Annotated in this window: 25 protein-coding genes, 1 tRNA gene and 2 pseudogenes; 17 read left to right on the top strand and 11 right to left on the bottom strand. The window is 68.8% G+C overall.

What is annotated here, in order from left to right:
* From J2728_RS16970 to J2728_RS16955, 4 genes are all read right to left on the bottom strand, one after another.
* Nucleotides 1-633: a hypothetical protein gene (locus J2728_RS16970; protein ID WP_310001057.1), complete on the bottom strand. Its 633-nt coding sequence runs from the start codon at nt 631-633 to the stop codon at nt 1-3.
* Between the two features lie 29 nt (nt 634-662).
* Entirely contained in the window at nt 663-1,880 is a 1,218-nt protein-coding gene (locus J2728_RS16965) for an acyltransferase family protein (protein ID WP_310001055.1), read from the bottom strand.
* Nucleotides 1,881-1,991: 111 nt separating this feature from the next.
* A complete protein-coding gene (locus J2728_RS16960; protein ID WP_310001053.1) occupies nt 1,992-2,720 on the bottom strand; it encodes a GNAT family N-acetyltransferase in 729 nt (242 codons plus the stop codon).
* Entirely contained in the window at nt 2,717-3,349 is a 633-nt protein-coding gene (locus J2728_RS16955; RefSeq protein ID WP_310001052.1) for a TlpA family protein disulfide reductase, read from the bottom strand. The genes J2728_RS16960 and J2728_RS16955 overlap by 4 nt, the downstream gene beginning before the upstream one ends.
* Between J2728_RS16955 and argH the strand changes: the two genes are divergently transcribed.
* From argH to J2728_RS16935, 4 genes are all read left to right on the top strand, one after another.
* Nucleotides 3,350-4,771 (top strand): argininosuccinate lyase, encoded by a 1,422-nt coding sequence (gene argH, locus J2728_RS16950; protein WP_310001050.1) that lies wholly within the window; start codon nt 3,350-3,352, stop codon nt 4,769-4,771.
* Complete coding sequence (locus tag J2728_RS16945; protein ID WP_404979784.1) at nt 4,768-5,076, top strand: hypothetical protein; 309 nt, start codon at nt 4,768-4,770, stop codon at nt 5,074-5,076. Before argH ends, J2728_RS16945 begins: the two co-directional genes overlap by 4 nt.
* Nucleotides 5,077-5,085: 9 nt before the next feature.
* Nucleotides 5,086-6,351, top strand: a complete 1,266-nt coding sequence (gene lysA, locus J2728_RS16940; protein ID WP_310001045.1) for a diaminopimelate decarboxylase — start codon at nt 5,086-5,088, stop codon at nt 6,349-6,351.
* A 93-nt stretch (nt 6,352-6,444) separates the two neighbouring features.
* Nucleotides 6,445-8,058 (top strand): methyl-accepting chemotaxis protein, encoded by a 1,614-nt coding sequence (locus tag J2728_RS16935; protein ID WP_310001044.1) that lies wholly within the window; start codon nt 6,445-6,447, stop codon nt 8,056-8,058.
* 20 nt (nt 8,059-8,078) lie between these two features.
* Here the strand turns inward: J2728_RS16935 and J2728_RS16930 are convergent, their stop codons facing one another.
* Together J2728_RS16930 and J2728_RS16925 are read right to left on the bottom strand one after the other, a co-directional pair.
* A complete protein-coding gene (locus J2728_RS16930) occupies nt 8,079-8,660 on the bottom strand; it encodes a phosphoribosyltransferase (RefSeq protein ID WP_310001042.1) in 582 nt (193 codons plus the stop codon).
* Entirely contained in the window at nt 8,602-9,591 is a 990-nt protein-coding gene (locus J2728_RS16925; protein WP_404979782.1) for an MJ0042-type zinc finger domain-containing protein, read from the bottom strand. Before J2728_RS16925 ends, J2728_RS16930 begins: the two co-directional genes overlap by 59 nt.
* Nucleotides 9,592-9,650: 59 nt before the next feature.
* Here J2728_RS16925 and ftsE point away from each other — a divergent pair, with 59 nt between their 5' ends.
* The 4 genes from ftsE to J2728_RS16905 are packed head-to-tail and all read left to right on the top strand — an operon-like array spanning nt 9,651 to nt 12,569.
* Nucleotides 9,651-10,358: a cell division ATP-binding protein FtsE gene (gene ftsE, locus J2728_RS16920; RefSeq protein WP_310001039.1), complete on the top strand. Its 708-nt coding sequence runs from the start codon at nt 9,651-9,653 to the stop codon at nt 10,356-10,358.
* Nucleotides 10,355-11,248 carry a cell division protein FtsX gene (locus J2728_RS16915; RefSeq protein WP_310001038.1) on the top strand — a complete coding sequence of 298 codons (894 nt, stop codon included), beginning with the start codon at nt 10,355-10,357 and terminating at the stop codon, nt 11,246-11,248. The genes ftsE and J2728_RS16915 overlap by 4 nt, the downstream gene beginning before the upstream one ends.
* On the top strand, nt 11,245-11,862 hold the full coding sequence (locus tag J2728_RS16910; protein WP_310001037.1) for a YdcF family protein: 618 nt from the start codon (nt 11,245-11,247) through the stop codon (nt 11,860-11,862). The genes J2728_RS16915 and J2728_RS16910 overlap by 4 nt, the downstream gene beginning before the upstream one ends.
* Nucleotides 11,859-12,569 carry a lysophospholipid acyltransferase family protein gene (locus tag J2728_RS16905; protein WP_310001035.1) on the top strand — a complete coding sequence of 237 codons (711 nt, stop codon included), beginning with the start codon at nt 11,859-11,861 and terminating at the stop codon, nt 12,567-12,569. The genes J2728_RS16910 and J2728_RS16905 overlap by 4 nt, the downstream gene beginning before the upstream one ends.
* Here J2728_RS16905 and J2728_RS16900 read toward each other — a convergent pair.
* A complete protein-coding gene (locus tag J2728_RS16900; protein WP_310001034.1) occupies nt 12,566-13,117 on the bottom strand; it encodes a gamma-glutamylcyclotransferase in 552 nt (183 codons plus the stop codon). The two genes, J2728_RS16905 and J2728_RS16900, sit on opposite strands and share 4 nt — an antisense overlap.
* Before the next feature lie 27 nt (nt 13,118-13,144).
* Here J2728_RS16900 and J2728_RS16895 point away from each other — a divergent pair, with 27 nt between their 5' ends.
* The 4 genes from J2728_RS16895 (at nt 13,145) to J2728_RS16880 (ending at nt 17,166) form a co-directional block, all read left to right on the top strand.
* On the top strand, nt 13,145-14,155 hold the full coding sequence (locus J2728_RS16895) for a DUF2125 domain-containing protein (protein ID WP_310001032.1): 1,011 nt from the start codon (nt 13,145-13,147) through the stop codon (nt 14,153-14,155).
* A 103-nt stretch (nt 14,156-14,258) separates the two neighbouring features.
* Nucleotides 14,259-15,059 carry a chorismate mutase gene (locus J2728_RS16890; RefSeq protein ID WP_310001030.1) on the top strand — a complete coding sequence of 267 codons (801 nt, stop codon included), beginning with the start codon at nt 14,259-14,261 and terminating at the stop codon, nt 15,057-15,059.
* A gap of 46 nt (nt 15,060-15,105) precedes the next feature.
* The gene (gene hisC / locus J2728_RS16885; RefSeq protein ID WP_310001029.1) at nt 15,106-16,227 is read left to right on the top strand and encodes a histidinol-phosphate transaminase; all 1,122 of its coding nucleotides are present in this window, start codon (nt 15,106-15,108) and stop codon (nt 16,225-16,227) included.
* Nucleotides 16,228-17,166: a prephenate/arogenate dehydrogenase family protein gene (locus J2728_RS16880; protein WP_310001026.1), complete on the top strand. Its 939-nt coding sequence runs from the start codon at nt 16,228-16,230 to the stop codon at nt 17,164-17,166.
* 139 nt (nt 17,167-17,305) lie between these two features.
* Here the strand turns inward: J2728_RS16880 and J2728_RS16875 are convergent.
* Nucleotides 17,306-17,425 (bottom strand): annotated as a pseudogene (locus J2728_RS16875) (hypothetical protein); the annotation flags it as partial.
* A pseudogene (locus J2728_RS16870) lies at nt 17,426-17,574 on the bottom strand (hypothetical protein); the annotation flags it as partial.
* A gap of 220 nt (nt 17,575-17,794) precedes the next feature.
* On the opposite strand from J2728_RS16870, the gene J2728_RS16865 reads away from it, so the two are divergent.
* From J2728_RS16865 to J2728_RS16845, 5 genes are all read left to right on the top strand, one after another.
* Entirely contained in the window at nt 17,795-18,136 is a 342-nt protein-coding gene (locus tag J2728_RS16865; RefSeq protein WP_310001024.1) for an EF-hand domain-containing protein, read from the top strand.
* Between the two features lie 364 nt (nt 18,137-18,500).
* The gene (locus J2728_RS16860) at nt 18,501-20,390 is read left to right on the top strand and encodes an ATP-binding protein (RefSeq protein WP_310001022.1); all 1,890 of its coding nucleotides are present in this window, start codon (nt 18,501-18,503) and stop codon (nt 20,388-20,390) included.
* Nucleotides 20,391-20,468: 78 nt separating this feature from the next.
* A tRNA-Gly gene (locus tag J2728_RS16855) sits at nt 20,469-20,543 on the top strand.
* An 80-nt stretch (nt 20,544-20,623) separates the two neighbouring features.
* On the top strand, nt 20,624-21,583 hold the full coding sequence (locus J2728_RS16850) for a glycosyltransferase family protein (RefSeq protein ID WP_310001020.1): 960 nt from the start codon (nt 20,624-20,626) through the stop codon (nt 21,581-21,583).
* Nucleotides 21,584-21,658: 75 nt separating this feature from the next.
* The gene (locus J2728_RS16845) at nt 21,659-22,267 is read left to right on the top strand and encodes an HD domain-containing protein (RefSeq protein ID WP_310001019.1); all 609 of its coding nucleotides are present in this window, start codon (nt 21,659-21,661) and stop codon (nt 22,265-22,267) included.
* A gap of 32 nt (nt 22,268-22,299) precedes the next feature.
* Here J2728_RS16845 and J2728_RS16840 read toward each other — a convergent pair whose 3' ends face one another.
* Nucleotides 22,300-23,190: a TraB/GumN family protein gene (locus tag J2728_RS16840; RefSeq protein WP_310001017.1), complete on the bottom strand. Its 891-nt coding sequence runs from the start codon at nt 23,188-23,190 to the stop codon at nt 22,300-22,302.
* A gap of 71 nt (nt 23,191-23,261) precedes the next feature.
* Nucleotides 23,262-24,149, bottom strand: a complete 888-nt coding sequence (locus J2728_RS16835) for an alpha/beta fold hydrolase (RefSeq protein ID WP_310001015.1) — start codon at nt 24,147-24,149, stop codon at nt 23,262-23,264.
* Nucleotides 24,150-24,197: the final 48 nt, after the last annotated feature.

Here is a 24,197-nt window from a genome sequence, read left to right as displayed (position 1 = left end):
TCAGCGCGCCGGCCGCGAGGCTTGCCGCATCATGTGGAAGCCCGGAACCATCATGAACGCGAAAAGACCCAAGGCGGCGATCAGCAGGTAGAGGTCCGGACGATCGATCAGCAAACCCATCGCGATACCCGCCACGAGCCAGCCGGCCGAGACCAGCGCCATCCAGGCCCGCTTGCGCAGGGTGAAGACCACGAACCACACCGCGCCCTGCACGACGAAGACCACCGCCGGATGGAACAGCCAGTACTTGAAGTCTTGGTTGCGCACCGCGGCCGCGGCGAAGATCACGATCAGGGCGAGGTTCGCCAGGCCGGTCGCGGAAAAGGCCGCGCTGACCGCGCGATTGGAGGCGCCGACCTGCGGTCTCTTGCGGTCGATGACGATCACCACGGTCATCAGGATCAAGAAGATCACGGTCGGCAGCCAGCCCAGCAGCAGGTTGCCGAGCGGCGGCATCGCCAGCACGCCCTTCACCTGGGCGAAGTGGCCCAAGGTCTGCGCGCCGTAGAGCAGGCCCGCCGAGCCATAGAGGCCCGCGCCTGGCGCGCCGAGGCCGCCGCGCTCGCCGCCACCCTCGGCGATGGCGCGCAGGAACGCCAGGTCGTCGCGCACCGTCTTCAGTTCGTCGTTCATGCCGCTTCCTTCTTGGACATCATGACGGGTCACAGGATTCGCCCCAACAGCGGCATGCGGCGCAGGGCCATTGTCGTCAGCCAGCCCAGCGTCACGGCGCCGGCGAAGACGATCACACCCTTGACCAGACCGCCCCAAGCCTGAGGCAGCAGAAGCCAGGCCAGCCACGAGGTGAAGACGTAGTGGGTCAGATAGAGGCCATAGGCGTTGGCCCGCAGGCTGCCCCCGACCGGTCCCGAGCGGCGGACGAAACGCAGGGCGACCGCCAGCGCCGCGAAGGACAGTGTCGCGCAGGCCAGGGCGAAGCTCACCCCGCCAGCCAGATCCAGCAACGCTCTGGGCGGCGGATTGGGCGAGAACGCGACGCCCAGGATGACCATGGTCGCGACGATCGGCGGGATCGGCGCCAGGCACCAGAGCCACCAGCGCCGGGCGAGCTTGCCGTCCGGGTCTGTCAGCCCCTGCCCCACGCCGGCCGCGCCGACGGCGATCCCCGCCAGGAAGTAGACGAAGTAGTGGCCGATCCGCGCGGTCTGGACGGCGAACGGACCGATCACGGTCCAGTGGCCGAACGGCGTCGTCATCACCAAAGGCAGGTAAGCCAGGGCGCTCACGGCGGCGAGCCCCCAGAAGAACCGCGCGGGCTTGCGATCCGCGCCACTGGCCAGGACGCCGAGTTCATCCGCGACGCCCGGGAACAGCGCGTGGACGCTAGCGACGATCCCGCCGAAGACCAGCCGCCCCCAAAGGAACCAGGCCGGACCACTCGGCCAGAATGGCAGCTGAACCCAGGCCCGGGCGAAAGCCTGCAAGGACGGCGCGCCGCCTGACTGCAGCCAAGCTGGAAAATAGGCCAAGGGCGCCAGGAAGGCCGCGCTCAGCACGAAGGGAACGCCCAACTTCAGCGCCCGCGCCTTCAGGAAGCCGCCCGCCCCCTTGGCCCGCAGCCCGCCCGCGACGAAAACGCCGGAGATGAAGAACATCAGCGACATGAAGAAGAGGTCGTTGACCAGGGTCAGCAGCCCGAACGGCGCGAACTTCTGCGGATCCACGACCGGAAAGACCGTCCACAGGATCGGCTGGGCGTCGAACGCCTTCGGCGGCGGCGCGTACGGATTGTAGGTCAGCACCGTGTGGTGGGCGACGACCAACAAGGTGACGAAGGCGCGAAGCGCGCCGATCGGCGCGTTGCGGCCGTCATCGCGGCTTCGCGGCGCGGTCTCCATGTCCTTGAGTGGCGCGTGCATCACTGGACCTCCTTCTCGAATTGGCGGCACAGTGCATCAACTTGTTTGTTTTGTAAACTTGTCTGCCGTGACGAGCCATCGGGACGGATCCGCGCGGTTCCGCGACGGCGGTCAGCGGCTCCAGTAGCGGTAGCGATAGGCGGGCTCGAAGCCCTCGTCGGCGTAGAGGGCCACGGCGGGGGCGTTGTCGGCCTCGACCTGAAGCCAGGCGCGTTCGACGCCCGCTCGGCGCGCCTCGGCCAGCAGGGTCCGCAGCACCCGACGCGCCAACCCCTTGCGCCGGCGCGCCGGAACGGTGCGCATGCCAAAGACTCCGGCAAACCCGCCGCCAAGGGCCGCGACGCCGATCGCGGCCGGCGCGCCTTCGATGTCCAGCCTGGCGAACAAGGCGGGCGGCGGAATTCGACCCAAGGCTTCGATCCGCTCCCGACCATCCTCCGGATCGCCGGCCGAGGCGGTGAAGACCGTTTCGAAGGTCGCATCGGGCGTGGGGAAGAGCTCCACCGCCGGATCGCCCTCCCCGCCTGTCGCCCCGGTCATGACCAGCGTGTCCTTGCCGGCCTGGAAACCGCGCGCGGCGAGGCGCTCGGCCAGGTCGGTCGGCGCGACCACACGGTCGGTCAGCTTGAAGCGCGGTGGAAGACCGCGGGCGGCGTACCAAGCCTCGACCGCCGCGATGGCTTCGTCCGGATCGCGATCCGGCGCCGCCAGCGGCCAGCAGGCGTTGATCCGCATCGAGTGGCCGGACGACGCGTTCAGACGCCAGCCGCCCAGCCTCTCCCGCTCGCGCGCGGGCCAGGCGTCGTCGGCCAGCGGTTCCAGGACCGCCGGATCGATCACTTCTCGGCCAGCAGTTTCTCGACCAGGCCGCGGACCTCGGGCGCGGACCAGTCGGCGGGTCCGGCCAGTCGGGCGCGTTCGCGGCCCTGGCGGTCGTAGATCACCGTGGTCGGATAGCCGGCGGCGCGCGGCTGCAGGTCGAAGGACAGCTTGTAGGAAGGGTCACGATAGGTGACGAGCGGCGGGTTGGCGGCCATCTCGGCCTGAACGAGGTTGAGGTCGCTGTCGCGATCGACGCTGATCGGCAGCACGGTCACTGGCTGAGTCGCGTAAGCCGCCTGCAGCTTGGCCAGGGTGGGCATCTCGGCCTTGCACGGCGCGCACCAGGTGGCCCACAGGTTCATGACGACCACGCGCCCCTTGAAGTCGGCCAGGGTGGCCGGCTTGCCGTCGAGGCTGGTGAACACGGTGGCCGGCGCGGCGCGTGGGGTTTCGGGCACATCCAGCTTTGCCAGCGTCCCCTTCTTGAATTCTCTGAGGTCGGCGGGCCCTTGGGATTTGAACGAAGCGGCGACGATGACGTATAGAACCGCCGCCACGCCCAAGAGGAGGACGCCCGCGAGCGCCAGCCTCAAGGGATTGCGCTTCGCGGCGCCCGGCTCATTCTGACCCGACTGGACTTCGCTCATATGACCGACAACGCCTCCGATACGCCCCAGGCCGCCAAGGGCCAGGGCCAAGCCATGTGGGGCGGTCGCTTCTCGGCCAAGCCCGCCGAGCTGATGCAGGCGATCAACGTCTCCATCGGCTTCGACAAGCGCCTATGGGCGCAGGACCTGGCAGGCTCGCGCGCCCACGCCCGGATGTTGATCAGCCAAGGTGTGATTGCAAGCGCCGATGGCGAGGAAATCCTGAAAGGCCTCGACGCCATCGAGGGCGAGATCGCCGCGGGCGCCTTCCCGTTCCGCGACGAATACGAAGACATCCACATGAACATCGAGGCGCGGCTGCGCGAGCTGATCGGCCCGACGGCCGGCCGGCTTCACACCGCCCGCTCGCGCAACGACCAGGTGGCCGTGGACTTCCGCCTGTGGGTCCGCGACGCCTGCGATCGCACGGTCGGTCAGCTCGAAGCCCTTCAGAAGGCGCTGCTGGCTCAGGCCGAAGCCCACGCCGACGCCCTGATGCCTGGCTTCACCCACCTGCAGCCGGCGCAGCCCGTGACCTTCGGCCATCACCTGATGGCCTATGTCGAGATGTTCGGTCGGGACGCCAGCCGCTTCCGCGACGCCCGCGCCCGCATGAACGAGTGCCCCCTGGGCGCGGCCGCCCTGGCCGGTTCGCCCTTCCCGATCGACCGCCATCAGACCGCGGCGAGCCTGGGCTTCGATCGCCCGACCGCCAATTCGCTCGACAGCGTCTCGTCGCGCGACTTCGCGCTGGAGGCCCTGTCGGCCGCCTCGATCACCGCCACGCACCTGTCGCGCCTGGCCGAGGAGATCGTGCTGTGGACGACGCCGATGTTCGGCTTCATCAAGCTGACCGACGCCTTCACGACCGGCAGCTCGATCATGCCGCAGAAGAAGAACCCCGACGCGGCGGAGCTGATCCGCGCCAAGGTCGGGCGGATCCTGGGCAGCCTGACCACCCTGACGGTGGTGATGAAGGGCCTTCCGCTGGCCTATTCGAAGGACATGCAGGAGGACAAGGTCCCGACCTTCGAGGCCTTCGACGCCCTGGAGCTGGCCCTGTTGGCCATGGCCGGCATGGTCGCCGACCTGACCCCGAACACCGAGACCATGGCCAAGGCGGCCGGCGCGGGCTTCTCGACGGCGACCGATCTGGCCGATTGGCTGGTGCGGACGTTGAACATGCCTTTCCGCGACGCGCACCACGTGACAGGTTCGGCCGTGAAAACGGCCGAGGGTCTTGGCGTCGATCTGGCCGATCTTACCTTGGAGCAGTTCCAGGCGATCGAGCCTCGGATCACCCAGGACGTTTACGCCGTTCTGACCCCGGCCGCCTCGGCGGCCAGCCGCATGAGCTATGGTGGGACCGCCCCCGCCCAGGTCCGCGCCCAGATCGCGCGTTGGAAGGAAGTTCTGGCATGACGTTTGGTCGCTCCCTCACCGTTCTGACGCTGGCGGCCCTGGCCGTCACGACCGCCGCCTGCGGCAAGCAAGGCGCTCTGGAGCGTCCCGCGCCCCTGTGGGATCCCGTCAAGAAGGCGGCGTGGGAAGCCGAGCGCCGGGCGGCCTCGGCCCAGGCCAACCAGCCGGCCCGCGCCGGCGGCACGCAGGAAATCCAGGACCCGGCCTCGAGCAACCGCACGATCCGCGCCGCGCCTCTGCCCGGCACCAAGGATCCGTTCGGCGGTCCGTCCGCCGCCGGCTTCCCCGGCGCCACGCCCAACTAGGACCTCGCGTTGAACCACTTCGAATACGGCCCCGAGGGCCTGGCCTGCGAGGGCGTTTCCCTGGCCAAGATCGCGGCCGAGGTCGGCACGCCGGTCTACGTCTATTCCCGCGCCACACTGGAGCGGCACTTCACGGTCTTCCGCGACGCTCTGACCCTGGCTGGCGTCGTCGATCCGCTGATCGCCTACGCGGTGAAGGCCAATTCCAACGTCGCGGTGCTGAAGGTGCTGGGCGACCTCGGCGCGGGGGCCGATACGGTCTCCGAGGGCGAAATCCGCCGCGCCCTGGCGGCCGGCATCCCCGGCGAGCGGATCGTCTTCTCGGGCGTCGGCAAGACCCGCCGCGAGATCGCCTTCGCCCTGAAAACCGGCGTCGCCGAGATCAATGTCGAGTCCGAGCCCGAGCTGGACCTGATCGCCCAGGTCGCCGCCGAGTTGGGCGTGAAGGCCAAGGTCGCCTTCCGCGTCAATCCTGACGTCGCCGCCGGCGGCCACGCCAAGATCGCGACCGGCAAGTCCGAGAACAAGTTCGGGGTGTCGTTCGCCGAGGCCGCGCGCCTCTACGCCAACGCCAGCAACAGCTCGAGCCTCGAGCCTGTCGGCGTGGCCTGCCATATCGGCAGCCAGATCACCGATCTGGAGCCCATGCGAGCGGCCTTCACGAAGATGCGCGGCCTGGTCGAGCAATTGCTGGGCGAAGGCCTGTCTGTCGAGCGCCTCGATTTGGGCGGCGGCCTGGGCGTGCCCTACTTCAACAGCCCCGAACCGCCCTCTCCCGCCGACTTCGCCGCCATGGTCGGCGAAGTCACCCAGGGTCTGCCCGTGACCTTGGCGTTCGAGCCTGGCCGCGTGATCGCCGCCAACGCCGGCGTGCTGGTCAGCGAGGTCGTCCACGTCCACGAGCGTCCCGAAGGCCGCAAGTTCCTGGTCATCGACGCGGCCATGAACGACCTGATCCGGCCAGCGATGTACGACGCCTTCCACGACATCCGCCCCGTGATCCAGCGCGGCGGCGAGACCGTCTACGATGTGGTGGGCCCCGTCTGCGAGACGGGCGACACCTTCACCCGTGATCGCGCCCTGCCCCCCTTCACGACCGGCGATCTGGTGGCCTTCATGTCGGCGGGCGCCTACGGCGCGGCCATGGCCAGCGAGTACAACACCCGCCCCCTCGTTCCCGAGGTGCTGGTGGACGGCGACCGCTACGCCGTGATCCGCGAACGTCCGACCTACGAGGAAATCCTGGCCCGCGATCTGGTCCCGGACTGGGTTTAAGTAATCCTACGGAAAAAATGTCCGTCGGATCGTCACGGTAGATTAACCGCGATCACCGACCTTCAAGCCGATTTGGGGCGTGGAGTGTCTTCGGTGAGTAGCTTCATAGAGTTCGACAGTATCGAGGCTCAACGAAAGGTGGGCGGGCATCTGGTGCTCGTCTGCATCGCGGCCCTGGTGCTGATCACGCCGGCCGCCAGCATGTTCACGGGCGGCAAGTCGACCCTGGCGCTCGCCGGCGGTTCGGTGCTGCTCGCCGCGATCGGCTGGGGAGGCTGGGCGATCTGGCGTGACAACGCCGCCCAGCGCATCTCGACCGCCGTCACCCTGATGGGCCAGGTCAGCCTGTTCGTCGCCGCCTTCGCTGGCCACGCCCTGCAGCCCGAGGCCCGCATGGCCTATCTCGCCGCCCTGGCTCTGATGGTGGCCTATGGCGACTGGCGCGCGGTGGCGGTGGCCGCCGGCACGATCATCACCGTCGAGATCGTCGCCGCCCTGTTCGCCCCGAACCTGCTGATGGCGGGCGAGGTCACGTTCCTCCGCGTCGCCCTGAGCGCGGGCGTGACCCTGGCCACCGCCTGGTCGCTGATCTGGCTGACCGCCAGCGTCTCGCGCCTGTTCGTCACCGTCACCGCCCGCACCGACAAGGCCCTGGACGCCGCCGCCCGCGCCGACGCCGCCAACGCCGACGCCGAGGCCCAGCGCGCGGCCCGCGACGCCGCCAACGCCGAACAAGCCCGCCAGAAAGCCGCTCTCGAAGCCGAACAGACCCAGGTCGTCGAGGAACTGGCCGAAGCCCTGGCTCACCTGTCGCGCGGCGATCTGACCTGGCGCCTGACCAAGACCTTCGCCGCGCGCTACGAGCCCCTGCGCGCCGACTTCAACGAAGCGCTGAGCCGCCTTCAAGCCGCCATGCGCGAGATCGCCGGCAACGCCGCCAGCATGACCGCCGGCGTCGCCGACATGTCGCGCGCCTCGGACGAGCTCGCCCGCCGCACCGAGCACCAAGCCGCCAGCCTGGTGCAGACGACCGCCGCCCTCGGCGAGATCACCGTCGCCGTGCAGAACACCGCCGAAAGCGCCAACCAGGCCAACGCCGCCGCCGCCGCCGCCCGCCAGGAGGCCGAGCGCTCGGATCCCGTGGTCAGCGAAGCCGTCGAGGCCATGACCCAGATCGAGACCTCGTCGGGCCAGATCGGCAAGATCATCGGGGTGATCGACGAGATCGCCTTCCAGACCAACCTGCTGGCCCTGAACGCCGGGGTCGAGGCCGCTCGCGCTGGCGAAGCCGGTCGCGGCTTCGCCGTCGTCGCTCAGGAAGTGCGGGCCCTGGCCCAGCGCTCGGCCGACGCGGCCAAGGAGATCAAGGACCTGATCAACGTCTCGGGCGACCAGGTCAGCGCCGGCGTCGAGCGCGTGGGCCGCACGCGCGAAGCCCTTCAGCGGATCATCGCCCGCGTCGCCGAGATCAACACCCAGGTCAACGCCATCGCCGCCTCGGCGCGCAACCAGGCCGAGGGCTTGGGCGAGGTCAACAGCACCATGGGCGAGATGGACCGCGTGGTGCAGCAGAACGCGGCCATGGTCGAGGAGACCACCGCCGCCGCCCATGCCCTGCGCAACGAGGCGGAGGAGCTGGCTCAGCGGGTCGACATGTTCGAGATCGGCCGCGAGGCGGCCGTCTCGGCCGAGCAGCGCGCGGCTTAAGGCAGCCGCGCCCTAAGCTCTCAGTCCATCGCGCCGATATAGGGCAGGCCGCGGCTCTTGCCCTCGTCGTCCAGACCGTAACCCACCAGATAGCGGGCCGGCGCTTCCCACGCCACGAAGTCGGGCTCCATGCCGCGCGAGGTGGCCCAGGGCTTGCGGGCGAAGACGGCGGTCAGCACTTCGCTGGCGCCGGCGTCCTTCACCAGGCGGGCGGCCTCGGACAACGACAGGCCCGTATCGAAGACGTCGTCGACGACCAGGGCGCGACGGCCGACCAGCGGACGCTGCAGGTCCGCGCGGACCTCGCAACGGCCCGAGCTCTTGCGCTCGTCGTGATACGAGGCCAGCCACAGCGCGTCGAAACGCACGTCGCGGCCGGCCTTGTAAAGCGCCCGGGTCAGGTCGGCGGCGAACCAGAGGCCGCCGGTGAGCAGGCAGACGACCACGGTGTCGTCATCGATGCGTGGCGCGATCTGTTCGGCCAGGGCCTTCACCCGTTCGGCGATCTCGGCTTCCGAGATCAGGACTTCGGGTTTCTTGGAGTCATTCATGGTGAGCGGGTTCGTGAGAGGCTGTAGGGACGGTTTTGTCCCCGCTCTCATGTCCCGGGGGGGCATGTCCAGCCGCTTCTGACGCCGCCGACGTCTCCTGGGCGCCGCGCAAGGCCACGTCGGGCTTGTCGCCGTGCCCTTCGGCGGCCTTTTCGTGACCCGCCTCGTGACCCGCCGGCGGGTGGATCGACGCCTTCACGCCGCCCTCCTCGCTCGCGAAGCCGATCCGCAGGTCCTTGGCCGTGCGAGGCGGATCCAGGAAGGTCGCCGAGAAGTGCCGCACCTCGCCGGGCGGGATCTTCGCGTCGTGGGCGGCGGCGAGCTGTCCGGAGACACGCTTGCCCTCGCCATTCAACAGCTCGATCCGCAACGCCGGCGCGAGCACCGCGTGTTCGGTAATGTTGCGGATGGCGCCGGTGACCGTCACGGCCGCATGACCATCCTTCATCAGGGGTTGGGCCTTGATGCTACCCCGGTCGATGACAAGGCCCACCGTGTTCACCGGCAGCCCCACGGCCGCGTAGGCGCCGGCGGTTCCAGGCATGATCCGGACGATGTCGATGCGGAAGATGAGGGCCCCGATGACCAGAGCGGCCATCACCGCCGCCATGCCGGCCCAAACGATTCCCGTGACGGTCGCCTCGCGCAGTCGACGCGCGGCGTCGGCGCGCGCGCGAAAGACCTTGGGGAGCTCCTCGCCCGGCAAGGCGCTGACGGGCGGCTCCTCGACCGCTTCGTTCTGAGGCGGGTCGCCAGCCTCTGTCGTCGCGGCGGCCTCCGAGCCGGCCCGGCTGGCGAGGCTAGGGTTTTCGGGATCCTCGAAGAGGTCGGACGCCTCTTCGTTGCGCGCCGTCCAGCGGTGGCCGCAGGCGGCGCAACGCACGACCCGGCCTTCCGGACCGACCTTGGAGTCGTCCACGAAATAGCGGCTGGCGCACTCCGGACAGGTCAGTATCATGGCCGCGAATCGAACGATCCCCACACGCTTCCTACGGGGTCGCCCATTTTAACCCTGATGTCCAGAAAGCCCAGTGACGCGCCTTGCGGATCGACACAGAACAGGGCGATGACGCCCTACCGGTGGTCCGCTTCGAAGGCGTCTCCATGCGCTACGGTCGGGCGCCGGAAACCCTCAAGGATATCAGCTTCTCCCTCCGTCAGGGCTCTTTCCATTTCCTGACCGGAGCGTCCGGCGCGGGCAAGAGTTCGCTGCTGAAACTGATCTACTTGGCGCACCGTGCGTCACGAGGCCGCGTTGAGCTTTTCGGCCGCGATATCAGTCTTCTGCACGCTCAGGACCTGCCGTTCGTGCGCCGCCGGATCGGCGTGGTTTTCCAGGAATTCCGGCTGCTCGAGCACCTGTCGGTGTTCGACAACGCCGCCCTGCCGCTGCGCATCCTTAAGCGCAAGCCCGCCACCTATCGCGATGACGTCGCCGAGCTTCTGAACTGGGTGGGCCTCGGCGAGCGCATGCACGCCCTGCCCGCGACCTTGTCGGGCGGCGAGAAGCAGCGCCTGGCCATCGCCCGCGCGGTCGTGGACCGTCCCGACATCCTGCTGGCCGACGAGCCGACCGGCAACGTCGATCCGGCTATGTCGCTGCGCCTGCTGCGCCTGTTCGTCGAGCTGAACCGCCTGGGCACCACCGTGCTGATCGCCACCCACGACGAGGACATGGTGGCGCGCGCCGGAAGACCCGCCCTGCGTCTGCTGGACGGCCGTCTGATGGGCGCGGAGGCGACGCCGTGACCGCGTTGTTCGACGTCTCGCGCTGGCGCCCCGGCCCCTTGCTGCCGCCCCGCGACGCCCGCGATGGCGCGCTGGTGTTCGTCGTGGCCGTGCTGTGCTTCCTGGCTTGCCTGACGGCGTTCGCGGCCTTGGCCGCCAACCGCGCCGCTCATGGATGGACTACTCAGCTGACCGGCTCGGCCACGGTCGTCGTCCGCGCGCGCGCCGGCGAGACGCCCGACAGCGCCGCCGCCCGCGCCGCCGAAACCCTGGCCGGCGTCCGCGGCGTGATCGAGGCTCAAGCCCTGACCCGCGAGAAGGCCGAGGCCCTGCTGGAGCCCTGGATCGGCAAGGACGCCCTGGTCGAGGACCTGCCCACGCCGCGCCTCGTCACCCTGGACCTCGATCCCAAGGCGCCGCCGACCGCCCAGACCCTGGACAAGGCCCTGCGCTCGGCCGGCGTCGACGCCACGGTGGACGACCATGGCCGCTGGATCGCCGATATCGAGCGCGCCGCCGACATGGCGCGCTTGGCGGCCCTGGGCGTCTTCGCCTTGATCGCCGCCGCCGCCGCCGCCGTGATCGCTTTCGCGACCCGAGCGGGCCTCGCCGCGCGCCACGAGGTGATCGAGGTGCTGCACCTGTCCGGGGCCGAGCGCGGCTTCATCGCGGGCCTCTTCCAAGGACGGTTCGCCGGCATGGGCGCGCTCGCGGGCTTGCTGGGCGGCGGCGCGGCGGCCGCGGTCGGCGCGATGCTGCGTTACTTTGGCGGCGGCGCGGGTCTCGCCCCGGTCTTGCCCCTCGCCTGGACGGACCTTCTGGCCGCCGCGCCCGCCCCGATCGTGGCCGCCCTGATCGCGGGTGTCTCGGCGCGCCTGGCCGCGTCGCGGATCGTGAGGGAGATGGCGTGAAGTCGCTGGCCGCCCTTCTGATCGCCCTGATGATCTGGGGCCTGGGCCTGGTGGCCTTCACGGGCCGGGTGGATCTCTCCACGCCCGCGCCCGAGCCGCCGCAGGCCGATGGCGTCGTGGCCCTGACCGGCGCCTCCAGCCTGCGACTGGAGGCCGCCACGCGACTGCTCGAGGAAGGCAAGGGCAAGCGGCTGCTGATCTCGGGCGTCAACCGCGAGGCCACCCGCGCCGACGTCCAGAGCGTCACCAAGGCGGTCAAGCCGATCTATGACTGCTGCGTGGACCTGGGCTTTACCGCCGCCAATACCGTGGGCAACGCCTTGGAGACCGCCGAATGGGCGCGATCGAAGGGTTATGACAGCCTCATTGTCGTCACGGCCGACTATCACATGCCGCGCTCGATGCTGGAGCTCGGCGCCGCCATGCCGGGGGTGAAGCTCTACCCCTATCCTGTGAAGACCGATCTGAACGCCCATCGCTGGTGGAAAACCAGCATCAGCGCGCGGCGGATGATCGTGGAATATTGTAAGTACCTGGCCATCCTGGGACGCGAGGCGTTCCTGGGCCTTGGCCCCAAGACGAAGGCCGCCCCCGAGGCGAAGGACGCTCCTTGATCTACCTGCGCTCGTTCCTGTTCCAGCTCGTTTTCTGGCTGTGGTCCGCGACGATGGCGATCCTGATGGTCGCCACCTTCCCGCTGCCGCGCGCGGCCAACCGCGCCTGTCTGAGCCTGTGGTCGAAGGGCGTCACGCTGAGCCTGCGGTGGCTAGCGGGCGTGCGCGTCGAGATCCGGGGGCGCGAGAACCTCCCGACCGGCGGGGCCCTGGTCGCGGCCAAGCACCAGTCGATGTTCGACGTCTTCAGCCAGTTCTCCATCCTGCCGGACGCCTGCTTCGTGATGAAGAAGGAGCTCCTGATGGTGCCGCTGTTTGGCTGGCATGGACTGAAGGCGGGCATGATCGTCGTCGACCGCGACGGCCACTCGGCGGCGCTAAAGAAGCTGGTGCGCGACGCCAAGGACCGCATGAAGGGCGCCCGCCAGATCGTGATCTTTCCGGAGGGCACGCGGGGCGATGTCGGTCAGCCGGGCGACTACAAGCCCGGAATCGCCGCGCTCTATCGCGAGCTCGACATGCCGGTGACGCCGCTGGCCTTGAACTGCGGCAGCCACTGGGACAAGGGCTTCCTGCGCAAGCCCGGGACCATCGTCTTCCACTACCTGGAGCCGATCCCCGCGGGCCTGAAGCGCGCCGAGTTCATGCGCGAACTGCAGACCCGTATCGATGGCGCGACGAAGGCGCTGGAGGACGAGGGTCTCTAGGCCCCGCCCCTCTCGGCCGCCTCGACCATCTTCAGCAGCTTCTCCATGGCGTGGTCGCGCACCCCATCCTCGCGCAGATGCGCGACGAGATCGCTGAGATAGTCGATATTGCGGCCCGAAAGGCCCGTCGCCCCGGCGATCAGCTTCGCCTGTTCTTCCAGCGTCAGCGCGCCCGCCCATTGGGCGTGCTTCATGTCCGAAAGGAAGACCAGCGCTGGAACCTTCGAAGCGCCGTCCAGCTTCACGTCGCGCCAGGTCTCGAAATAGGTCTCGGTCGGCTGCTCGCGCTCGCGCAGATAGGCGTAGACGTCTTCCCATTCGGAGGCGGCGACCCGGTAGGCCATGCCCCGCACCGCGCCGCCCGGCGCCAGACCCAGCACCAGGCCCGGTCGTTCGTAGGTGCCGCGATGATGGACAGAATAGATGCAGAACGCGCGTCGCCGCCCGTGGAGCACGGCGGTTGTTCGGTCTATGAACGGGAACCCGGGCCGCCACATCAGCGATCCGTATCCGAACACCCAGCGATCTTCGCCGCCTGCCAAACCCATCACCATTCCCGACTGGACGCGCCTTTCATGACCCATAGCGACGCCGCCCCGTCCCGCAAAGCCCGCCGCGGCAGACTGTTCGCGCCTTTCATCCTCGCCGCCCTCGTCGCGGGCGGTTGGAGCTACGGTTGGTTTTGGCTGCGCGGCCAGGCCGAGCAGAAGATGGACGCCCAGGCGGCCGACCTGAAGTCGCGCGGCTATGACCTGTCCTGGAGCGCGCGAACCTTTCACGGCTTTCCATTCCGAATGAACGTCGACCTGACCGACGCCCGCGTCGCCGAGCCGACCGGCTGGGCGGTTCGCGCGCCGGTGCTGAAGGGCGAGGCCGCCATCTTCGACGTCACTCATTGGGTGCTGGTCGCGCCCCAGGGCGTGGTGCTGACCCGGCCCGAAGCCGGCGATGTCGCGATCACGGGCCAGGCGCTGCGCGCCAGTATCTCGCACGTCAAGGAAACCCCGCCGCGCATCTCGGTGGAGGGCGCGGGCCTGACCTTCACGCCGGCGCCCAGCGCCAAGCCGTTCCAGCTGGTCTCGGCCGATGGCATGCAGCTGCACCTGCGCGCGGGTCCCGACGACCAGGGCGCGATCCTGTTCAAGGCCGATGGCGCGAAGACCGCCTTCACCGGCCTGCTGGGCCGCATCGCCCAAGACAAGACCGCCTCGATGGTGCTGGAGACTCGCCTCTCCCACGTCTCGGCCCTGCGTGGCCGCAACTGGGAAGCCGCCGTGAAGGGCTGGAGCGCCGCCGGCGGCGAGATCACCTTCCAGCAGAGCCAGATCCTGGCCGGCGACGCCGAGGGCAAGGCCAAGTCCGGCGTCCTTTCGGTCGACTCCCAGGGACGTCTCATCGGCGATCTCGAGGTCGCCATCACCGAACGCGTCGATCTTTCCAAGCCGATCCGCACCCCCGAACAGGCCCTGGCCGCCGCCGCCCAGGCGATGGGGCGCGAGCCCGTTATCGAGGCCAGCCTGCATTTCCGCGACGGCCGCAGCTTCCTCGGCATCCTCGACACCGGCCCCGCGCCGACGGTCTACTGATCGAGCAACGATCGCCCAAGGCGCAATTTTCTTGCCGCGGGAGCTGGCTATTGCGTGTTCGGCGGCAAAGACTATGGTCCGCCCTCCAATTTCGGGGAAGAACATGGGCAGCGACGCGACGGACGCCACGCCGTCTCTCGAAGAGGTCCGATGGCGGCTCGACGCCATCGACGGTGAACTGCTGGCGCTGCTCGACGAGCGCGCCAGCCTGGCCGGCGCGGTCGCCGCCGCCAAGCGCGCCTCGGGCGACACCGGCTTTGGCCTGCGCCCCGGCCGCGAGGCCCAGATCGTTCGCAAACTGCTCGACGCGCCCCGCACGGGCGCCTCCAACGCCCTGGTCATCCGCATCTGGCGCGAGATCATGGCCGACAACCTGGCGCGCCAGGGCCCGTACCAACTGGGCGTCTTCGGCGGCCGCGAGCCTGTCCGCGCGGTCGAGCTGACCCGCCTGCGCTTCGGGACGGCGCCGCGTTTGTCGCTGGTCCCCACGGCCCAGGACGCTCTCGCCGTCGCCCGGGCCCCGTGGGGCGTCGCGGTTCTGCCGCTGGCCAGCGACACGCCCTGGTGGGGCCGCCTGCTGGCCGAGCCCAAGCTGAAGGTGTTCGCAGCCCTGCCCTGCCTGGCCGCCTGGGGGCCGCAAGCCGCGCTCGCCGTCGCCGAGGTGGAGGTCGAGCCGACCGGCGGCGACCAGACCTTCTGGGTCAGCGACTCGCCCAAGAGCGCGGCCGCCATCGTCGAGGCCTTGGGCCTGGACGGCGTCGCCGCCGAACTGGTCGCCGAGGCCGGCGGCCTCAAGCTGTTTTCGCTGTCCGGCTTCTTCCAGGCAGATGACGAGAGGCTGGCCCGCGCGCCGGGCCAACTAACCGGCGTCATCGGGGCTGCGCCCGAGCAGTTCGACGTGTAAGAAGCGGCCGCCGTACATCTGAACCGTACGAAGCCTGAGTAGTCCGATGACCGTCTCCGCCGCCGACCGCTTCGCCGCGCCCCGCCCCGTTCCCAAGGCCGGGATCCTGGACATCCACGCCTATGTCGGCGGTAAGTCGAAGGTCGACGGCATCGCCCATCCGGTGAAGCTGTCGAGCAACGAGAACATCCTGGGCAGCAGCGACAAGGCCAAGGCGGCCTATCGCGAGGCCGTCGACCGCCTGCACATCTATCCGGACGGCAAGGCCAATATCCTGCGCGCGGCGGTGGCCGAGCGCTTTAAGCTCGAACCCGAGCGCCTGACCTTCGGCGACGGCAGCGACGAAATCTTCGCCCTGCTGTGCCAGGTCTATCTGGAGCCGGGCGACAACATCGTCCAAGGCGAGCACGGCTTCGCCGCCTACGCCATCGGCGCCCGCGCCTGCCAGGCCGAGGTCCGGATGGCCAAGGAGATCAACCACCGCATCGACGTCGACGAGGTGGCCAAGTGCGTCGACGAGCGCACGCGTCTCGTCTTCATCGCCAATCCGGCCAACCCGACCGGCACCTGGCTGACGGGCGAGGAGATCCGCGCCCTGCACGCGGCCCTGCCGCCGTCGGTGCTCCTCGTCCTGGACGGCGCCTATTCGGAATTCTGCGGCGATCCGCGCTTCGAGAACGGCCTCGACCTGGCCCGTACCGCCGAGAACGTGATCGTCACGCGCACCTTCTCGAAGCTGCACGGCCTGGCCGCCCTGCGTGTCGGCTGGGGCTACGCGCCCCCCCACATCATCGAGCCGATCGAGCGCATCCGTCCGCCGTTCAACACCTCGATCCCCGCCCAGGAAGCGGCGGTCGCGGCGCTGTTCGACGACGACTTCCAGGCCCGCTCCCTGGCCCTGGTCGAGCAATGGCGCCCGTGGCTGACCCAGCAGTTGGGCGGCTTGGGCCTGGAGGTGACGCCGTCGGCCGCCAACTTCGTGCTGGCGACCTTCCCGACCACGCCGGGCAAGACCGCTCTGGAGGCCGAGGCCTTCCTGGCTTCGAAGGGTTATCTGGTCCGCGCCGTCGCCAACTACGGCCTGCCGAACGCGATCCGGATCACCGTGGGCCTGGAAGAGCAGAACCGCGCCGTGGTGGACCTGCTCGCCCAGTTCATGGGCCGCTAGATGTCGCAGCCGGGTATCCTCTATCCCAAGATGACCGTGATCGGCGCGGGCCTGATCGGCGGGTCGATCATCCGCGCCGCGCGCGAGCACGGCGTCGTCGGCGAGATCACCGTGGCCGACGCCAGCGAGGCGCACCGCGCGCGCGTCGCCGAACTGGGCATCGCCGAACACGTCACCGGCGACATCGCCGAGGCGGTCAAGGACGCCGATCTCGTGGTCATCGCCACGCCGGTGCTGTCGATCCCCGACTTGGCCGCCCAGGTGATCCCGGCCATGAAGGCGGGCGCGACCCTGACCGACGTCGGCTCGACCAAGGGCAATGTCGCCGAGGCGTTCCGCGCCCAGGACTGCTCGAAGATCCACGCCATCCCCGGCCACCCTATCGCGGGCACCGAGCAGTCGGGCCCCGACTCCGGCTTTTCCGAGCTGTTCGAGAACCGCTGGACGATCCTGACGCCGCTCGACAGCGAGGACGAGGCCTACGCCGCCGCCGTCGCGCGCCTGTCGACCTTCTGGCGCGCCTTCGGCGCCCAGGTTGAGCTGATGGACGAGAAGCACCACGATCTCGTCTTGGCCGTCGTCTCGCACCTGCCCCACCTGATCGCCTACACGATCGTCGGCAGCGCGGCGGACCTGGAGAACGTGACCGAGAACGAGGTCATCAAGTACTCGGCCTCGGGCTTCCGCGACTTCACCCGCATCGCCGCCAGCGACCCGACCATGTGGCGCGACATCTTCGTGGCCAACAAGGACGCGGTGCTGGAGATGCTGGGCCGCTTCACCGAGGACCTGCAGGCCATGAGCCGCGCGATCCGCTGGGGCGACGCCGACACCCTGCACACCCACTTCACCCGCACCCGCGCCATCCGCCGCGGCATCGTGGCGGCGGGCCAGGAGAGCGCCGAGCCGAACTTCGGACGAGACCGGGGCAAGCACTGACATCGTCACAGGGTCTCCACTTCACGCGGCTGGACGCTGAAGGGATGGAAAGGGACGCGGAGCGCCGGGCCACGCCCGGAGTAGTTTGAGTAATACCGTTTCGACGAAGCCCGACGCTCCGCGCGACCGTTATCCACCAGCGTCCCGTCAGGTGGCCCTGTTTGGGCCTTACCGGGACCTGGGCTCCCTCGTTTCCGAGAGGCCCAGAGGTCGGAGAGGACGAGCCACTACAGGCTAAGACACATCCCTTTGCCTCCAACCACGCCGACGGCGGGCGGGTCTGGCCAGCAACCAGATCCCCGGACCGTCCGAGTATCCCCCTCGAACCTGTCCCCGCTCGATCGCCCCCCGCCGCCACGATGGTCGCTGGCCACGCGCCCTTTCCTCGCGACGAGGTGGTTCAAGGATAAGGGCGGTTTCAACGCCGGGGACAGAACGGCGTGTAAAAGTGGGAAGTAATTGAAATCGCTAGGTTCGATTCCGGATACGCGGATAACAGAGCCCCGCGAACGCTCGTGCCGCCTCGATCACGCCACGCCGTTTCTCGCCGTAATCGCGAAACACAGACGTAACAATCCAGGCCCATGCAAAGCGTCCAGGGACAATCACCCGGAAGGAAACGACCACCATGCGCCGCATGCTTCTCGCCGCGCTCGCGACCTGCGCCACGGTCGCCGCGGGCGCCGCTCTCGCCCAAGAAGGGCCGCCGCCCGGAATGCGGATGCCGGCGCCCGAAGACATCTTCAAGCGCTGGGACACCAACGGCGACGGCGCCGTCGACAAGGCCGAGTGGACCGCCGCGGGCCGGCCAGAGGACCGCTTCGCGATGATCGACGCCAACAAGGATGGCAAGGTCGCCCTCGACGAACTGAAGGCCGCCTTCGAAAAGATGCGCCAGCGTCGGATGCAGCAGGGTGACGGCCCGCCCCCCGGACCGCCCCCGGAAGGCGCGCCGCCTCAGGGCAACTGATCGGCGCCCGCTACAGCACCCTTTATCCGACCTGATTGACGCGGTCAGATCGGAAAGCGCTCCAGATCCAGAACGCCGCCTGGCCCTCGGCCAGGCGGCGTTTCTGTTTGTCGGCGGGGAGCCACCACCACCCGAACCGGCTGTGCACCGTACCCGAAATGAGGCTACGGATCGTCGTTCTTTGCGCCATGCCGAAGCCGAACCCTGACGGATAGTCTAGCCTTCGCTCAATCTCCGAGAGCAAGCTCGAAGGGTGCAAGTACATGGTTTCCAATGTGTTTGTCATTTCGCGCGTCGCTTTGTCGCGAGACCGCCGCGATGACTTGCCCCACCGCGCGATGCATAAGCTTCGGCGACCTCAGTCGTGACCCCCAAGATAGACATGACTCCGGCGCGAGGACGTTCGAGCATCCGCGACAACCCTTTGACCTTGGCCCTTGTTCGGCAGGCGTCGCGCAACAGCGTCGCGACGATGGGTGTCCAGGCGGCCGCCGCCATCGGCGTCACCCTGACGACCCTGCCCTCGGAGCGACCAGTCTACTGGATGTGGCTGGCGGCGACCCTTGCCGTGCTGGCCGCGCGCGTCGTCGTGGACCGCATGCTCGCCTCCGCGCTGAAGGGGGGTCCGTTCGCCAAGCGATTGGACCAGGTCGTCATCGCCTTTTCCGCCGGCCTTCTCGTCAGCGCCGCCTTGTGGGCCCTTCTGGCCTGGCTGCGGTTTCCCATCGACAGCCAGCGCACCCGCTTCGTGATCATCGTGGTGCTCTCGGCCCTGGCGGGCGGCGCCACCGGCGTGCTGTCGCCGATGAAGCTGACCGGGCGGATCTACATCTCGCTGATCCTGCTGCCCGCCTCGTTGGCCTTGCTGCTGGGTCCGGACCGGGCCCTGGGCCTGCTGGGCGCGGCGTTCTGGCTGGTGATGCTGACCGGCCATCGCAACAACCACGCCCTGCTGGTCGACTCCATCCAGCTGCGCGACCAGAACCGCGACCTGGTCGAGGCCCTGGCGCGCCGTAGCCACGACCTGAACGCCCTCAACCAAGGCCTCGAGGCGCGGGTTGAATTGCGCACCCGTCAGCTGCGGGACGCCACCGAACGCGCCCAGACCGCGAACGAGGCCAAGTCACGCTTTCTGGCCACGGTCAGTCACGAAATGCGCACGCCATTGAACGCCATCCTCGGCGTCGGCCAGATTCTGACGCGCTCGTCCCTGAGCAAGAAGCAGCGCGAACAGGTCCTGGAGGTGAAGGGCGCGGCGCGACGCCTGCGCATGATGATCGACGACGTGCTGGACCTCTGTCAGCTGGACGATGGCGCGCTGCGGCTGAAACCCCGCCCGTTTCGCCTGACCGCCCTGGCCCAATCGCTGGACAATCTGCATCGCCCCGCGGCCGAGGCGCGGAATCTGCGCCTGACCATGCGGTTGGACGCGGCCCAGGGTGAAATCCGCTTCGGCGATGTCGATCGCCTGCGGCAGGTGATCAGCCTGCTGATCGACAACGCTCTGAAATTCACCCAGGAGGGCGGCGTTGACTGCCGGATCCGCTGCGCGGGCGATGATCTGTGGATCGAGGTGGTCGACACCGGCGATGGCGTCGCGGCGGAAAAGATGGCCGTGATCTTCGAGCGCTTCAGCCAGATCGACGACTCCACAAAGCGCGCGGCGGGCGGCATCGGGCTGGGTCTGGCGTTGTGCCAGGGCCTGGTCGGCAAGATGGGCGGCGACATGTCGGCCTCGTCCCAGCCCGGCCAAGGCTCGACCTTCACCATCCGCGTCCCCTGCCCGGCGGTGGCGCGGGAGGCCCCGAAACGCGCACCCTCGCCGCGCGCCGGCGGCGAGGGTGAGGATCACCCGACCCTGCTGGTGGTCGACGACAACGCCATGAACCGCGAGATCATCGCCGCCCTCGTCGAGCCCTTCGGCATCGCCTGCGGCTTCGCCGCCGATGGCCGCGAGGCGGTGGAGGCCTGGCGGCGCCAGCCCTGGGACGCGATCTTCATGGACGTCCACATGCCCGTGATGGACGGCGTGGAGGCCACGCGCGCCATACGCCGGGAGGAAGGTCGCCTGGGCCGCCGACGCGTCCCGATCGTCGCCGTCACGGCCAGCCTTCTGGAACAGGAGACCGCCAGCTATCAGGCCGCCGGCATGGACGATGTGCTTCCCAAGCCGATCGAGGTGACCGCTCTGGCCGAAATGCTGGCGCGCTGCGTGGGCGCTGGCGAAGCCCCCGAGGCGGCGCCCGACGCCTAGCGGCGACGAACCTCCGCGAAATCAGATCGCGCCCGCTTGAGTGCGGTGACGAGCCGGGCTAAACGGGTCGTCCCTTTGGCGGGCGTAGTTCAGAGGTAGAACGTCAGCTTCCCAAGCTGAATGTCGGGGGTTCGATTCCCCCCGCCCGCTCCAAGGTTCCCAACCCATGACGACCGTCGCGGCGCCGCGTGCTACAGCGCGCGGGAGGACTGTGCTCTGGGCAGGGAAGTTGCGTGACGCGGATCGTTTATCTGTCTTTTCCGACCGGCGCCGTGGCGGGCGGGCAAAAGGTCATTCTGCGCCATGTCGAAGCGCTCAACAGAATGGGCTTCGAGGCGATCTGGTGGCGCAACACCGACAAGGCCGAACTGCCCTGGCTGGATTTCGACGCGCCGACCGAGGTGGGGACACTGTTTCGCCCGGATGACATCTTGGTGGTTCCGTCCGACGCCCCCAACGCGATCCGCACCCTGGCCCAGAGCAGGCGGCGCACGGTCATCTTCGAGCAGAACCAGTTCAGCTTCCTGAACCTGGGACTTGAGCAGATCGACGCGTTCGCGCCGGGTCATGCGCCGATCTTCTTCGCCGTCGGCTCGATCAACGCCAACACGATCCGCAGGGTGGTTCCGGGCGCCCAGGTGGAAATCGTCCCGTGCTTCGCCGACGAGCGGGTCTTCAAGCCTGGGACCAACGACCTGCCGCGAGTGGCCTACGCGCCCCGCAAGCGGATGGGGGAAGCGAGGATCATCCGGCAGTTCCTGGGCAAGGCCCATCCGCGGCATGTCGATCTGCCCTGGGTCGAGATGTCCAACCTGCCCGAAGCCGCCGTCGCCGAGATCCTGGGACGCTCGGCGCTCCATCTCAGCCTTCCGCGGTTGGAGTCGGTCGGTATGACGACCCTGGAGGCCATGGCGTGCGGCTGCGTATCCGCGGGCTTCATGGGCATCGGCGGCCGCCAATACATGACGGCCGACAATGGCTTCTGGGTCCCGGACGATGATTGCGAAGCCGCCGCCGACGCCCTGGCCGAGGCGGCGGATGTCGTGGCGACCGGCGGCGCGCGGTTGACCGCCCTGCGAGACGCCGGCCGCGCGACGGCCGACGAGTGGTCATACGCGCGCTTCCTGGCCAAGCTGGAAGAGGTCTGGGAGCGTCTGGCCCCGGAGGCTCGGCGTCTGCCGACCCGGGCCTAGGCCAGCCAAGCGGTCGTTGACGCTCGCCGCCTTCGGGCGCACGATCGCCTCAAACAGACGTTTGGGAGAGACGCCATGGCCGACGGCGCGGTCGATCCGCACGCCCACGATCGGGCCAAGTTTCACGCCATGGTCGACGGCACGGCCGAGGACTGGGCGATCATCGCCAACGCGTCCATGGAATTCGGGCGCGACCTGCCAAAGCGGCTGATCGCGCACTTGAACCTCCTGAAAGGCGACTGCGGCGGCTTCGCCATCGATCGCCTGGAGCACAGCCTGCAGACCGCCACCCGCGCCCATCAGGCTGGCGAGGACGAGGAATATGTCGTCTGCGCCCTGCTGCACGACATCGGCGACATCCTGGGCCCGCGCAATCACGCCGACATCGCCGCGGCGATCCTCCAGCCGTTCGTGTCGGAGCGGAACCACTGGATGGTGGCGCATCACGCCATCTTCCAGGGCTACTACTTCTTCCACCACCTTGGGCTGGACCGGAACCTGCGCGACCAGTTCCGTGGCCATCCGGACTTCGAATACACGGCCAAGTTCTGCCACGTGTACGACCAGGAAGCGTTCGATCCGAGCTTCCAGTCGATGCCGCTAGAGGCGTTCGAGCCGATGCTGGGTCGGGTGATGAGCACGCCCAAACGCTCGATCTACATGCCCTCGCGGGCGGCGGAGTAGACGGCCCTCCCCTTCGAGAGGGCCGCCGGAAGCTACTCGATGCGCTGGGCCTTGATCCCCAGCTTGGCCAACTGGGCCTGGACACTGTCGGGCCCCACCAGATGGCCCGAGCCGACCGCGACGAAGCTGACGCCCGAACCGGCGAGCTTGGTCTTCAGCTGGCTGGCCCAATCCTGGTTGCGCTTGACGAGCAGCAGCTCATACAGCTCGGGATAGTCGCCCTTCATCTCGGAGACGAATTCCTTCTCCAGCTCGGCGACGTCGCCGGCGGCCCAGGCGGCGACCATCTTGTCGATCTTGGCGACGCCCTCGTCCACGTCGTCCAGCGTCGCGCGCAGGAAGTCGGCCTCGGTCTTGGGCGGCAGATCGGCGAAGAAGCGGATCTGCTGTTCGGGCGTCTCAAGGGCGTTCTTGGCCTTGCCGGTCTCGGCGGCGGCCTTGACCAACACCTGCTCGACGCCGCTCTTGGGGTCGTAGCCGGCCTTGATCACCGGCGCCATCGACAGCGAGATCGCCGCGAGCCAGGGGCGCATCGTCTCCAGCGCCTGGGGCGGCACGCCGCCACCCTGGGCCAGCTCGGCGGCGTGCTTGAAGGCTTCCGGGCCGATCTTGCTGGACAGAGGCTTGGCCGGATCGAGCCCGTACTTCAGCACCAGAGGCTGCATCACCGCCGGGTCGTCGGCGCCCACGATCTCCAGGGTCAGGTCGGCGCTGCTCTTGAAGGCCTGGTCGATCTTGGCCGAGCGCCATTGGGTGTCTGGCCGCAGCACATGGATCGTGCCGAACAGATAGATCGTCGAGTCCTTGTCCTTGATCGCCCACAGCGCGGGTTCGGCCAGGGCCGGCCCGGCGACCGCCAGGGCCATGGCGGAGATCAGGCCCGCGCACAGGCGGCGGGCGTGGCGGTTCAGGTCGCGAAGCATGGAAACTCCCGTTGGATGAAATGAGGGTTGGCGCGAGGCGCGGCGATGGCAAGCATCGATCGCCGCGGGGGCTAGTTGAGGAAGGTCTCGACCGCCTCGGCGAAGGCCTTGGGCTGGTCCAGCATGATGAAGTGCCGGCTGTCGTCGACGCGCTTGAGCGTGACGCCCGGCAGGCCGGCATAGGCGTCGCCGTAGGTCTTCTCGATCATCGCCGCAGGCGCGCCCATCGCCGGATCGTAGGGATAGAGCAAGATCGTCGGCGCCTTGACCGCCCCCAGGCCTGGGCGCGCATCGGTGGTCAGCAGGTCGTACATCGCCCGACCGACAACCGATTGGGACGAGGCCTTCGACCAGGCCAGCATCAGCGCCTGCCCCTCCGGCGACTTGACGTAGCGCGGCGCGGCCATGGCCTGCTGGCTGGCGAAGGTCTCGGCGCTCATGGCGATCGTGGCGTCGCGCATGGCGGCGGCGCGGGGCCTGACGCTCTCGGGCGTGGCGGTCGGCGAGAACAGCAGCGAGAAGAACGGCAGGCTGTCGACGATCATCAGCCGGCCGACATCCTCGGGATGGCGCTGGGCCAGCAACAGGCCGGTGAAGCCGCCCATCGAGTGGCCGATGATCGCGGGCGACTTTAGATGGTTGGCCTTGATGTAGGCGTCGACCGCCTCGACCAGGGGTTCGACCACCGGGCCCTCGGCGTTCCCGGCCGCCGGCACGCCGGCGAAGCCCGCGACCTGCACGACATGGACGCGGTGCGAGGCCGACAGCTGCTTGACCGTCGCGTCCCAGACATCGGCGGACGAGGCCAGGCCGGGGATCAGCAGGACGTCGGGCCCCTTGCCCGTGACGGTGACGGTCATACGGTCGGCGGCCTGGGCGCGACCGCCGAAGACGCCGAGGGCGGCCAGGATCGCCATGATGACGGCGAACAGATGGGCGCGAGGCATTAGATTTTGCATCGTGTTCTCCTTGGGAACAGGGCGCGCGGAGGGGTTCGGCGACGGGGC

Source organism: Caulobacter segnis (assembly GCF_031454995.1).
GTDB lineage: Bacteria > Pseudomonadota > Alphaproteobacteria > Caulobacterales > Caulobacteraceae > Caulobacter > Caulobacter segnis_E.
This window is presented reverse-complemented; position numbering and strand designations above follow the sequence as displayed.